We start from the raw sequence: 13,303 nt of genomic DNA, 5'->3' as shown, positions 1-13,303 counted from the left end.
AGGCATTGATAGAAAGCGCAGCGATGCATTGCACTGACCTTATCCATCAGCCAGCGTTGGCAATGTAGGAAAACCGGCTGCGAACAATCTCTGTATGGGCGCTATTCCCTTTACCGACCGCGAATTGCGCCGAGCATGGCGAGAGCTGTCATCCATAGCATCCTCTATGGCCGACGATGCCTGCAAAAACCCGCACCGTCTTCTGCTCTTGTACGCTGTGGAATGCGGTCTGAAGGCCGTGTGGCTCAAACGGCAGGGCCGCAGCTTGTTTGACCGTATGGATATAGACAACACCGGTCATGACCTGCGTCAGCTTCTCAAAGCACTGCAAGCAGGCTCAGGGTTCTCGTTGCCTGCGCACTTGGAGCTCCGGCCAGTCACCCATAACCAAGCTCGGCTATCTCGCCATGGCGACATCAGCATCCTGCACCAAGTTTGGCGCTATGGAGGGGAGTGCATCGTGCCTACCGACGCGCAATGCGAGCACCAACTACGACAAGTGCTGCGATGGATTCAAGGAGAACTCCGATGAGCCTACAGTCCTCCGTAGCAGAGCGACTTTTGACGTGGCTGGACGTAGATCGCCTGCTCAAACAGCGCACGGCGCTATGGACTCAATTGCCTGCGGGCGTGCATGGTGTGGACTGCTTTGCCGATGGCATAGAGATTCGCCACTGCACTGAGGCCGTACAGGTAGATGATTGGTTAGCCAGCATGTTTGGTCCAGCGTACCACCGTGCTGAACGTGCCATCCGCCTACGTATCGGTGCCGCTCTATACCCGGTGGAACTGGTACAGGAAGCAGCGGCTGCGCCCATGATTCCTGCCATGCAAACCTATCCGCTCTGGCGGGATATGACCTACCTGCCCTCGGTGGAAGCGATGCAGCCCACGGAAGAGTCTATACATCCTCAGTCGATAGGGTGCGATGCATGTCCTCCATCATGGAATGTCGGCCCTGACTTGGTATCGTTTCACTCGTTCAAGGGTGGCGTAGGGCGTACCACCACACTCATGACCTATGTGACAGCATGCATGATGGTGCCTAGTTCCACCCCCAAAAAAATCTTGGTGGTAGACGCAGACCTGGAAGCGCCGGGCATCAGCTTTTGGCTGGATACGATGAATCGGCCTACGGTATCTTTCGTGCATCTGCTCGAAGCACTGCACTATCCACCATTGGGCATTGATGCCACGCTGGATTTCTTTGCTGAAGAATTGCGCAAAACCTCGTTGAATGTGGCGGGTAGACAGCGAGAGTTGTTTGTGTTGCCGGCCACGCTGGAATTGGGCGCAATCCAAGACATGCCTGTCACACCGGAGCATTTGGCGCGAAATCCTGCCAATCCATGGCAGTTGTCGGATCGATTGCATGCGCTAGGGCAACGCCTTGGAGTCGACGCAGTTTTCATCGACCTTCGAGCAGGCTTGAGCGAGTTGGCTAGTCCCATCTTGTTCGATCCTCGGGTAGACCACTTTTTCGTAAGCACAGTGGCCCCCCAGTCGGTGGAAGGCATGAAAGAAGTACTGCAACGCTTGCACTTCTTCAACCGGCGTCTCCCCGCAGACCAACAGGGGGATGCTCGTCCCACTGTGGTGTTGAGCATGCTTACCAAGACACTGCGGGAAGGCGGACACTACGAGCAGGCATTGAAAGCATTGGGCGAGGCATACCCCGGTGACGATGCACTGACGCCAGGTGTGCAATGGCTGGAAGCTGAATTTCTCAGCACCCTGATGGCTGTCAGTACAGTGCGTGAAGCACTGGAGGTCCTTCCGCAATCGGGCAGGTTGTTCGCCAGTGCCTGCGAATGGGCCACAGCGTTGTACGCCTCGCCCACCCGCGCACAGCAAGTACCCAGGCCGGATATGGCCAGACTCCCATCATCGACGCGACTACAGCAAGCGCATCGTTTGCACGAGGTATGCGATGCAGCCGGGTTTGCTGATGGTCATACCGCATCTGCCATGCTGGCTATCGAACCGTTACGCAATCTGGGCAAACACTATGCGAAGGAACTGCCCAATGTGCTGGTGATTGGCGCCAAAGGTGCGGGCAAGACATTCACGTTTAGACAGATGGTCAGAACGGGGACTTGGCCTGGCTTTTTGGAAAAGCTGGGGTTCGAAGCCCATACCATCATCAATGCTGCGATTTTTCCCGTTCTCTGGTCTGGCAACATGGAAGACAAGCCCGATGGCGAAATCAAAACAGCACAGAGGCGAGCTTTGGATGTCATTGCTGGTGACAAGCACTGCTTGCTACGCGGTACAGAGGTGTACCGACGAATCCAGCAGGCGATCCACACACCGCCAGCAACCTGGGAAGAGTTCTGGGATGGGCTCATAGCCCAACAATTGGGCGTGGCCACGAGTGGCTTGCACGATCTCAACGACCTGCTGATTACTCGCGGTCATCGTATCGTCTTTGTTGTCGATGGGATCGAAGATGTATTCGAAGATGCCACCAAAGAATGCTCCATCGACGCAATCCAGGCGCTGCTGCGCTTGCCCAATCGCATCGGCGAACTGGAAAACCGACACATTGGGGTCATGATCTTCATACGGGCAGACTATGTCTATGCCACGGTACGCCAGAACCTGGGCCAATTGCTGCAACGCTTCCAGCCCTTCCGACTGCAATGGAACCCCGAGAACTTCTTGCAACTTGCTTTCATGCTGTGCTGCCAGGCACAAATTTTTCCCGACGACCCGAAATCGGCGGAGTCCCTGCGCATAGAACAGTTGAAAGACCAACTAGAACGGTTGTGGGGAAAAAAGCTGGGACGTGAAAAATCCAAAGAGGCGCATTCAGCCCGATGGGTATATGCTGCCTTATCCGATCTGAAAGGCCTCGTACAGGCACGTGACTTGGTTCGATTCCTACGGTTTGCTGCGGAACTCGAATCTACACAAACCAGTTCGGCCTGGCCTGACCGCATCCTGTCTCCAGAATCCATGCGCAAGGCCATTCCACTGTGCAGTCAAGAAAAAATCAGCGAGGCCAAACAGGAAATCGCGTCACTGCGAAGGTGGACGGCCTTGATGGAAGAACATGGCATTCGCAACATCCGCATTCCGTTCAGCCCTGCAGAAGCTCGGCTCGACGCCAACTTGTTGAGTGCGCTCCAAGAACTGGGCGTGATCTATGAGGATATGGACGGCAACTTGGGCGAGAAACGGCTTTTCCTGCCCGAAATTTATCGATGCGGGCTAGGCTTCGAGACTTCGATGACGGGGCGGCCACGCACGCAGGCTTTGCTCAAGAAGAACATTGGCAGTATTCCTTTGTGAGAGCCATCGGTTCTTGAGCGGCTGCACTATGGTGTAGGACTTAGAACCTTGTACTGTCTGCGTGGGCCAGCCTAGATGGAACAATTCTTCGTGAGTCCTATAGTTTTTGCCGTCTTTTCGTTGTTGGCGCTCCCCTTCCATTCACCACCCCCTGCCATGCTCACCCGGTACCTCTGGCTACTTGCCCTGTTCCTCATCGGAGCAATGCCTGCCTATGCAGTGGATGCCGATACCAAGGCATTCGTGGCGAAGCACCCCGTTGTCAAGATCGGCGTGATGGCTGACAACGAGCCGTATTCGATGGTTCGCAATGGAGGGGTCGAAGGGTTTTCCATCGACGTGCTCGAAGAGCTGGCCCAGCGCACCGGCCTGCGCTTCGACTACAAGGTCGGCAGTTGGCCGGAAGTCTATGCAGCGTTTCAGCGTGGCGATATCGACGCTATCGATGAAATGTCCTGGAGCCAGGAACGCACGGCATTCACCTTGTTTACCGAGCCTTACCACCACCGCCGCTCGGTGATCATGCACGACGGCAACCGTCCGCTTCCCACCATCGACAGGCTCGAAGACCTCCAACCGTTTCGCGTGGGCTTGGTCAAAGACATTTTTTACAAAAATTCTTTCACGCGCAGAGGAATCGCCGTCACGGAATACGACGGCCTACCCAACCTGATCCGGGCCTTGGCGTTTGGGTGGGTTGACGCGATCGTGGGGCCGGAAGTCACCCTCGCCTACCTGGCCCGCAATGCCGGGATCAACCACTTGGTGGTGGCCAGTCGCGTGGCGATGGACGGCTTCGAACTGGAAGATTTCCGTATCGGCGTTCGCAAGGAATTGCCCCAACTCCACCGCATCCTTGCCGCCGGACTTGCATCGATTCCCCGCGAACGCTTGGTCAAGCTGCTTGAGGTATGGCAAGACTTTGGGGGCAAAACCGTCGCAACCCCCACCGGGTTCCGGCTGACTGCGCAGCAATCCAACTATCTGCGCCGGATCGGCCCGGTACGGGTGGGCATCATGCGCGACTACGCGCCCTTCAGCTTCGTCGATGGCGGAAAGCCCCAAGGCTTGTCGGTCGACGTCCTCGCACGCATCCAGGATTTGACGGGGCTGAGCGTCGTGCCCGTGGTGGATCGTTGGTCGGTGCTGCTGGAGATGCTCCAGCGCGGCGATATCGACGTGCTGGCCAATATCTCGCGCACCCCGGAACGGCAGTCGCTGGCCCGGTTCACCGATGCCTACCATGTCATTCCCAATGTCGTGTTCACGCGCGACCCCAACTTTCGTATCAATGATCTCGACGATTTATCCGGGTTGCGCATTGCCCTGAGCGCAGGTATTTTTTACGAAGCCACGCTACGGCAGCGTTTTGGAGATTCGATCAAGGCCTTTGCCTCCCAGGAAGCCTTGTTTCATGCGCTAGCTGCCGGGGATGTCGATGTCGTTCTGGCATCTTTGCACAACGGCAACCATTGGGTGCGTACGCTGCACCTCAACGGCATACGCATTGCGGGCGAATTGCAGCTCCCCGGGTATCCCGGCGAGGATTTGCGTTTCGGCGTGCGCCCTGCGCTTGATCCGTTGGCGGACATCATGAACAAGGCGCTTGCGGCCCTCAGCCCCACCGAACGCCGCAGCATCGAAAACCGCTGGCTCGGCGCAACGACGTTCGCCCAAGCGCCAACCAGCATCCAGTTCAGCGATACCGAAAAAGCCTGGTTGGCCAAACGGGGCAAGTTGGTGCTGTGCCTGGATCCGGACTGGATGCCCCTCGAAGGACTGGATACGTATGGACGGCATGTCGGCATTGCAGCCGACTATCTGGCTGCGATGACGCGATCTTTGGCGATACCGCTCGAACCCCTGCGTACCCGCACCTGGCAGGAATCGACGGAGGCCGCGCAGTCCCGGCGCTGCGATATGTATTCCATGGCCATGCAAACGCCGCTGCGGCGCATGTACATGAACTTCACGACACCGTACTACACGACGCCGAATGTGTTGATCGCACGCATCGAGGCGCCTTTTGTCGAGGGGCTGGACGAATTTGCCGACAAGCGCGTCGGCATCGTGCGGGGCTATGCCTTTGCCGAACTATTGCGCGCCCGGCATCCCCGGCTGAACCTCATCGAAGTGACCAATGAGCGCGAAGGATTGCATCTGCTCCAACGTCGCGAGCTGGACGGGTACATCGGTTCGCTCACGACGATCAACTATTCCTTGCGAGAGCTGGGCTATGCGGACATCAAGGTGATCGGTCGCGTTCCGGGTGATTGGGCGTTGTCCCTGGGGACGCGGAACGACGAGCCGGAGCTGCTCTCCATCGCGCAAAAAATGGTCGACAGCTTGACCGATGCGGACAGGCGGGCGATCGACCAACGCTGGCACAGCGTGCGGCTCGAACAAAAACTCGACCTGACCCTGGTTTGGCAATGGGGCGGAGCCGCAGCGCTGTTGCTGGTCATGCTGTTTGTCTGGAATCGCAAATTGGGCAGCCTCAACCGCCAGTTGGAACAAGCCAACCGCCAACTTGCCCAACTGACCCTGACGGACTCGCTGACCGACATCGGGAACCGCAAGTTTTTCGACCAGGAATATGCGCGGGATTTCCGCTTGTGCCAACGCCAAGGCTTGGGTTTGGCCGTGGCCATGATCGACATCGACCACTTCAAGCAAGTCAACGACCAGTACGGCCATGCCGCTGGTGACGAATGCCTGCGAGCCTTGGCGCGTTGCCTGCAAGAGCATCTGCGCCGCGAGACGGATCGCTGCGCACGCATGGGCGGGGAAGAATTCGTCGCGTTCATGCCCATGGATGAACGCGCAGACCTGTTGGATCGGTTCGAAGCCTTGCGGCTGGCTGTGGAAGCACTGGTTGTCGAATCCGAGGAGACCGCAATTCGTTTCACGATCAGCATCGGGCTGGCCATGGGGTCGCCAACGCATTTCGATACGTCAGCAGAATGGCTCAAACGTGCGGACGATGCGCTCTATGCGGCCAAAAAAGCGGGCCGGAATCGGGTGGAGGTATTTGCATCGACGGCATCTGCCGAAGAACAAGCCAAGTAGCCATTGCGGTCATCCAGATACAATGTGCATCCTTTTTGTGACGAAGGAACCGGTTTCCGGAACCCTCCGTACAGGCGGTTAGCTCAGATGGTTAGAGCGTTGCCTTGACATGGCAAAGGTCGTAGGTTCGATCCCTATACCGCCTACCACCCCCCTCTCGTTTTCTCTCTTCGTTTTTCTCCCGGTTTGCGCTTTTTGCGCTTTGCTGCGGTCGCATGCACCGTATCGTTGTGCTCCGCCGGGCAACAAAGGGCAAAAAAATCCCCACGCAAGGTGGGGCGGAAAGGTACCGGGGAACCCCCCGGTCATTCGGTAGTCCTGGTGTGTTGCTCTTGCGGAATCAGCCTTGCGCGCGCTTTTGCAGGATCTCGAAAGCGGGCAGGGTTTTGCCCTCCAGCACTTCGAGGAAAGCGCCGCCGCCGGTCGAGATATAGCCCATGTCTTTGTCGATGCCGTACTTGGCAATGGCAGCGAGCGTATCCCCACCCCCGGCAATGCTGAAGGCAGACGATTCCGCGATGGCCTGCGCGATGGTGCGCGTACCATTTTCGAAAGCCGCGAATTCGAATACGCCGACGGGGCCGTTCCAGACGATGGTTCCGGCTGCCTTGAGCTTTTGGGCAAGCATTTGCGCCGTCTGCGGGCCAATGTCGAGGATCATGTCGTCGTCGGCAACGTCGGTAGCAGCCTTGACCGTCCCCGCAGCGTCTGCGGCAAACTGCTTGGCAGTGACCACATCGACGGGGATCGGCACTTCCGCGCCACGTGCCTTCATCGCTTCGATCACGGCGGTGGCTTCCGCCAGCAGCGTTGGCTCGGCAAGGCTCTTGCCGATCTTCAACCCTGCCGCCAACATGAAGGTGTTGGCGATGCCGCCACCGACGATGAGCTGATCGACATTGCGGGCCAGCGCTTGCAGGATGCTGAGCTTGGTCGATACCTTGGAACCACCGACGATCGCCACCAAAGGCCGCTTCGGGTTCGCCAGCGCTTTCTGGATGGCGTCGATTTCTGCGGCGAGCAACGGGCCAGCGCAGGCGATCGGCGCGAACTGCGCGATGCCGTAGGTGGTGGCTTCGGCGCGGTGCGCAGTGCCAAAGGCATCATGCACGAAGATGTCGCACAAGGCAGCGAGCTTGCGAGATAGCTCTTCCTTGTTCTTCTTCTCCCCGACGTTGACACGGCAGTTTTCGAGCAGGACGACTTGCCCTGGCTGCACATCAACCCCGTCGACCCAGTTGGCGCGCAACGGCACATCCCGGCCCAGCAACTCCGCCATGCGCTTGGCTATGGGAGCAAGGGAGTCCTCCGGGTTGAGCGTCCCTTCGGTGGGACGGCCCAGATGGCTGGTCACCATCACGGCGGCTCCGGCATCCAGGGCCATCTTGATGCACGGAATACTCGCACGGATGCGGGTGTCTTCGGTGACGTTCCCTACGTCGTCCTGCGGGACGTTGAGGTCGGCGCGGATGAACACCCGCTTGCCCGCAACGGCACCTTGGGCGATCAGGTCGGCAAAACGCAGCACATTCATGCTCAGGCCCCTTTGTACAGGGCGGCGACGCGCACCATGTCGAGGCACTTGTTGGAGTAGCCCCATTCGTTGTCGTACCAAGCGACGACCTTGACGAAGGTATCGTCCAAGGCAATGCCCGCTTCGGCATCGAACACGCTGGTACAGGTTTCACCACGGAAGTCGGTCGAGACGACCTTGTCTTCGGTGTACCCCAACACGCCTTTGAGGGCACCCTGACTTTGCGCCTTCATTTCTGCGCAAATGTCAGCGTAGGCTGCCGGGCTGTTGAGTTCGACGGTCAAATCGACGACGGAAACATCGCTCGTCGGAACGCGGAAGGCCATGCCGGTCAGCTTCTTATTGAGCGCGGGGATGACCTTGCCCACCGCCTTGGCAGCCCCGGTCGAGCTGGGGATGATGTTTTCCAGGATGCCGCGCCCACCGCGCCAATCCTTGTTGCTGGGGCCATCGACGGTCTTTTGGGTAGCCGTGGCGGCGTGTACGGTCGTCATCAACCCGCGCTTGATGCCCCATTTGTCGTTCAGCACTTTGGCGACGGGGGCAAGGCAGTTGGTCGTACACGAGGCGTTGCTCAGGATGGCTTCCCCGGCGTAGCTGGCGTGGTTGACGCCATAGACAAACATCGGGGTATCGTCCTTGCTGGGTGCGGAAAGCACGACCTTGCGCGCTCCGGCGTCGATGTGCTTCTGCGCGGTGACTTTGTCGAGGAACAGGCCTGTGGATTCGATGACGACGTCTGCGCCGACTTCCGTCCACTTGAGATTCGCGGGATCGCGCTCTTGCGTCAGGCGGATGCGTTTGCCGTTAACGACGAGCGTATTGCCGTCCACACCGACTTCACCATGAAAACGGCCATGCACGCTGTCATATTGCAGCATGTAGGCCAGGTACGCTGGCTCAAGCAGATCATTGATGCCGACGATTTCCACGTCGTCGAAATTGCGCAGCGCTGCGCGGAACACCATGCGGCCGATGCGGCCAAAGCCATTGATACCCAGTTTGATACTCATTGACGACTCCTCAGAGGAACTCACAGAAAAAAACCTACGGCGACAGACAGCGCACGGACGGATGGAACCAGGCGCACCCTATGCAGGTCACAACATAGGCTCTACAGCACATGCTTCGTAGCATTTGCTTGGCGGCATTTGCTACAGATCCAACAGCGCGGAACAGTTGAAAATCAAGCGATCCGGCTTGTCTTCTACCACAGGGCGCCCGGCATTGTAGCCATAGGGTACTGCCCAGATCGGCACGCCGGCATTGCGCGCCGTTGCCACGTCGACAGCAGAATCGCCGACGAAAAGCGCACGCTCCCGCTGCACCCCGAAGCGATCGAGGCACAGTTGTACCCCGCTGGGGTCAGGCTTGCGCTGGGGCAGGGTATCGCCGCTGATAACGAGGTCGAAAGACGGCATCAGCCCCAGGCGTTCGAGCACGACGTGGGTGAAATGCGCGTCTTTGTTGGTGACGAGAGCCAATCGCGTACCCTGCTGCCGCAATGCGTCCAGGGTTTCGCGGACGTGGGGAAATAGGACGCAATGCGTACCACAACGGTTGCGGTAATACCAGCGGAATTCCGTCACGACGACGGCGAGCAAGGCGCTCGTGCGTACCCGTTCTGGGGGGAAGTGGGTCAGGTACGCAAGCACCTCAACGAGCAACTCCCGCGTTCCCCGGCCCACCCAGCCGATGACTTGTTCCAGGGTCACGGTGGGCAACGCCAGACGATGCAGGGTGTCGCAAACGGCGTCAGCGATTTCTGGTGCGCTGTCCACGAGCGTGCCGTCGAGATCGAACATCACCAGATCGAACGGACGCAACACAGACATACTGAAAAAAGAAGAAAAAAAATGCCCCGGTATCCACCAGGGCATCGCTACGAAAGAAGATTTTCTAATACAAAAAGGATACAACCAGAATAAACATCTATCCGGAATGTACCTACAACGGAATAAACCTAAAACTTAATTTGAATCCTTTTGGTTTTAGCGCCTTCTTCCCGTACCCACAACAATGTCTTTTTTGCACGCCCACACCATTCGCGAATATCTTTCTCGAATGTTGCACAGTCGGCGACGACTTCAAGCACGTCGCCTGGCTTCATCTTGGCCGCCAGAATTGTTACTTTGAGGGAAGGCTGCGGGCACTTGAGGCCAATGCAGTCAAGAATTTGTGTCGCCATAAAAACCTCAGAAAAACAAAATCAAACAATCAAACCTTATTGCCAAGGCCCAGCGCTCGCAAACGCTGGACGAATTCAGTGGTGATTCGAGAAAACTTGTCCGCCTCGGCAGCCGAAACATAGTCTAGCACCAGGCGTTCCGGGGCAATGCCCAGTTGTTCCACGAGTCTGCGCAGCAATTCCATACGTGGATAGGCACGCAGATTGCCCTCTTTGTAATGGCAGTCTCCGGGGTGGCAGGCCAGCACCATCACGCCATCCGCTCCTTTTTGGAAGGCTTCGAGCACGACGGTGGGTTCGACGCGCCCCGAGCACATCACCCGAACCACCGAGATGTCGGGGGGAACGGGAAGCTGGTTGGCGCCAGCCTTGTCCGCACCGGCGTAGGAGCACCAGTTGCAGAGGAAGGCAACGACGCGCAGCGGCTGCGGTGCTTCGCTGGCGGTAACGGCAGAAAGGGTAGTGGTCTGGTTCATGACAAGATTCCTTCGAGTTCGGCGCGCAGCATGTCGCGAGAAAAACCGCGTCCCTCGATGGCCCCGGCGGGACACGCTGCCACGCAAGTGCCGCATCCCTGGCAGAGGGTGTCTTCGATGTGTGCGACCCGGTCAGCGTCGTTCCACGAAATGGCTTTGTAAGGGCACAACGGCAGGCAGGTTACGCAACCGGAGCAGCGATCAACATCGACCACGGCCACTTGCGGGTCGACGACGATGTCGCGCTGGGCCACCAAATCGGAGAGCACCAGACCGGCAGCGGCGGTGCCCGTCGCAAAGGCTTCGCGGATGTCCCCCGGCCCCCGGCACGACCCCGCCAAATAGACTCCCTTGAGCGCCGTGGAGCACGACCCCGCCAAGGAGTGCGCTGTGGCGATGAACCCTGCCCCGTCGCGGTCGAGTTCGAGTACCTCGCAGACCGAGGCCGTCCCCTGGCCGGGAACGAGTGGGCGCATCAGGACGATCATCTCTGCGGCGACACGCTCGTTCGTGTCAGTACAGACGATCACACGATCCGCCCCTTTGCCCGCAACATGCAGCCGATCCATCCCTCCGTAGCGCACCACGCGGCTCTGGTCGTGGTGGAAGAGGTGGGCGGCATCCACGCCAGGCGCCATCTGCTCGCGCACCAAGCGGGTGACGGACAGCCCCTCGACCTTGTGCGCAGCCAGGTGCGCGAACTTGAGCGCATCGCGGCAACAAGTGCCGGAGCAGTAGGGCACGCCGTCTTCATCGAGCGAACCGGCGCAATGGACGATCGCCAGCGACTTGGGCGGCCCTCCCCTAGCGGTGCGCAACTCGCCTTCGGTGGGGCCATTCATCGCCAGCAGGCGTTCGAAGGCATAGGCGGTGTGGATGTCGGCCAAGCCCGCAAACACCCCAGGCAGGGAGTCTTCTTCGACGCATCCCGTTGCCAGGATGATCGCGCCAACGTCGATGCTGTGCGTCGTCGGGGCATCGTCGAAGCGCAGCGCGCCTTCGACCGGGCATTGCCCCACGCAGGCATCGCAGTCTTGTCCACCACTGTCGTTCAGACGCAAGCAGGCTGCGGGGTCGATGTGCGGCAGGTTGGGTAGCGCCCCCGCGAAGGGAGCACCCACTGCGGCCATATCCGACAAGCCATTCCAGACATTGGGCCGCCGTGCAGGGCAGACTGCGACGCACTCCATGCACCCAATACAGAGTTCCGGGTCGATGTAGCGGGGCGACTGGCGCACGGTCAGGTTCCAGTTGCCGAAGCCGCCTTTGACTGCGGTGACTTCGGAGAGCGTAAGCACCTGGATCGATTCGCTTTCCGGGCCATGGAGCACCTCGCCCATGACAGGTTCAAGCAGGCAAGGCCCGCAATCGAGGTTGGGGAACAGCTCCTCGAACCGCACGGGCAGCCCGCCGATGAAGGGTTCTTTTTCGATCAGCGTGACTTTGCGCCCTGCGCGGGCCAGCGTCAGGGCAGCCTGGATACCGGCAGGCCCGGCGCCGATCACGGCCACGTCGCTGCGCACGGGAAAGCTGCGCTCCTGCAAGGGGACATGGCGCTGCACGCGGTACAGCGCCGCAGAAAGCATCCGCGCAGCCTTGGCCGTGGCCTGCACGGGGTCTGCCGTGACCCAAGCAATCTGCTCGCGCACGTTGACAAGCTGCATGAAATAGGGGTTCAACCCTGCATCGGCCATGAGTTTGCGGAACGTGGACTCATGCTCTCGGGGCGAGCACGCCGCGACGACGAGGCGGTCGGGCTGTTCTTCGCGCAGCCATTGCGCAGTGGCTTCGAGGTGGTCTGCCGCGCAGGCCAGGTCGTCGATGCGAAAGAGCGGGCGCGTCGGGTGGCAGGCCAGCAATTGCTGCACCCGATCCCAGTCGATGCGCTCCGTGATGATCCCGCTGCACGTACACAGGATCACGGCGGTTCTGGATGGCTGGTTCATGAGAATTCCTCCGAAAGGTTCGACCTGGTATTCGGGAACGTGGGCGGGAACGTAAGCGGGAATGCGGGGGCTTGCGGATGGAGCGGTCGATGCAGCAAAGAAAGCAGGAAGCAAGGGCAGCAGCGAGCAAGGAACGCTGCATTCAGGGAGCGCGTACCACGGTGGACGAGACGACGGCCCGGGGAGTGCAGCACCGAGCGCCGATGGGCCGCCGTCCTGTCAGGCACCCCTGCAAAGACGCCTGCCGAGATGCTGGGAACGATTCTTGGAACGATTCCGTCTGCTGCGCAACCGCTTCCCCCGCAACGATACGCTGCACCACATGACATGCCTGCGGAATCGCCGCTTGCACGGCGGGGCTGAGTGTTTCGGTGAACGTGCCCACATCTTGCGCGACGATGGCGACAAGGTGAATGGCCTGGGGCAACGCCAAACCCATCGCCTTCCCCAGCGCGATAGCGCCAGGCAGGTCGCAATCGTGCCCACAGGTGGAATGCTCGCTGCTGCCGTCGATGCCGGCGACGACGACTTCCCCGACAGGCCGCCGCTCGTCGAGCAAAGCATCAATGACGATGGCGCACTGCGTCCCCGCGAGTTCTTCTAGCAGCAGCAGCCCCCCGGCGTGCGATTCGACCAAACGCACGGCATCGTCCTCCCAACACCCCTGCAGGGCGCGAACGACCTGGATGCCGACGCTATCGTCGCCCAGAAAAGGGCACCCCAGGCCGATGACGACGCACGGCGCATCCTCCGCCTTGTACGGGGAAACAGGGGGCGCTGGAACGAAAACGCGCAT

At 59.5% G+C, this 13,303-nt stretch carries 10 protein-coding genes and 1 tRNA gene; 4 read left to right on the top strand and 7 right to left on the bottom strand.

Translation table 11 applies throughout. From position 1 onward, the window contains the following. Positions 1–94: 94 nt before the first annotated feature. The 4 genes from CENROD_RS09740 (at position 95) to CENROD_RS09725 (ending at position 6,512) form a co-directional block, all read left to right on the top strand. Positions 95–532, top strand: coding sequence for a hypothetical protein (locus CENROD_RS09740; protein ID WP_041193505.1), 438 nt, complete (start codon positions 95–97; stop codon positions 530–532). After that, positions 529–3,294, top strand: a complete 2,766-nt coding sequence (locus CENROD_RS09735) for a KGGVGR-motif variant AAA ATPase (RefSeq protein ID WP_022775409.1) — start codon at positions 529–531, stop codon at positions 3,292–3,294. The genes CENROD_RS09740 and CENROD_RS09735 overlap by 4 nt, the downstream gene beginning before the upstream one ends. Before the next feature lie 90 nt (positions 3,295–3,384). Then, a complete protein-coding gene (locus CENROD_RS09730) occupies positions 3,385–6,363 on the top strand; it encodes a transporter substrate-binding domain-containing diguanylate cyclase (protein WP_202961149.1) in 2,979 nt (992 codons plus the stop codon). Positions 6,364–6,435: 72 nt separating this feature from the next. Next, positions 6,436–6,512: transfer RNA gene (locus CENROD_RS09725), tRNA-Val, on the top strand. A 191-nt stretch (positions 6,513–6,703) separates the two neighbouring features. On the opposite strand, the gene CENROD_RS09720 is transcribed toward CENROD_RS09725, so the two are convergent. From CENROD_RS09720 to CENROD_RS09690, 7 genes are all read right to left on the bottom strand, one after another. Further along, positions 6,704–7,897, bottom strand: a complete 1,194-nt coding sequence (locus CENROD_RS09720) for a phosphoglycerate kinase (protein WP_022775403.1) — start codon at positions 7,895–7,897, stop codon at positions 6,704–6,706. A gap of 2 nt (positions 7,898–7,899) precedes the next feature. Further along, the gene (gap, locus tag CENROD_RS09715; RefSeq protein WP_022775400.1) at positions 7,900–8,910 is read right to left on the bottom strand and encodes a type I glyceraldehyde-3-phosphate dehydrogenase; all 1,011 of its coding nucleotides are present in this window, start codon (positions 8,908–8,910) and stop codon (positions 7,900–7,902) included. Between the two features lie 141 nt (positions 8,911–9,051). After that, positions 9,052–9,732 carry a phosphoglycolate phosphatase gene (gene gph / locus CENROD_RS09710; protein WP_022775397.1) on the bottom strand — a complete coding sequence of 227 codons (681 nt, stop codon included), beginning with the start codon at positions 9,730–9,732 and terminating at the stop codon, positions 9,052–9,054. Between the two features lie 128 nt (positions 9,733–9,860). Then, the gene (locus CENROD_RS09705; RefSeq protein ID WP_022775394.1) at positions 9,861–10,085 is read right to left on the bottom strand and encodes a sulfurtransferase TusA family protein; all 225 of its coding nucleotides are present in this window, start codon (positions 10,083–10,085) and stop codon (positions 9,861–9,863) included. Positions 10,086–10,114: 29 nt separating this feature from the next. Further along, positions 10,115–10,561 (bottom strand): hydrogenase iron-sulfur subunit, encoded by a 447-nt coding sequence (locus CENROD_RS09700; protein WP_022775391.1) that lies wholly within the window; start codon positions 10,559–10,561, stop codon positions 10,115–10,117. Beyond that, positions 10,558–12,507: an FAD-dependent oxidoreductase gene (locus tag CENROD_RS09695; protein WP_022775388.1), complete on the bottom strand. Its 1,950-nt coding sequence runs from the start codon at positions 12,505–12,507 to the stop codon at positions 10,558–10,560. Before CENROD_RS09695 ends, CENROD_RS09700 begins: the two co-directional genes overlap by 4 nt. A 142-nt stretch (positions 12,508–12,649) precedes the next feature. Beyond that, on the bottom strand, positions 12,650–13,303 hold the full coding sequence (locus tag CENROD_RS09690) for a hydrogenase maturation protease (protein ID WP_022775385.1): 654 nt from the start codon (positions 13,301–13,303) through the stop codon (positions 12,650–12,652).

This window comes from Candidatus Symbiobacter mobilis CR (genome assembly GCF_000477435.1).
In the GTDB taxonomy this organism is placed as follows: domain Bacteria; phylum Pseudomonadota; class Gammaproteobacteria; order Burkholderiales; family Burkholderiaceae_C; genus Rhodoferax; species Rhodoferax mobilis.
The sequence above is the reverse complement of the archived record's forward strand: the minus strand, read 5'-3'. Positions and strand labels throughout refer to the sequence as shown.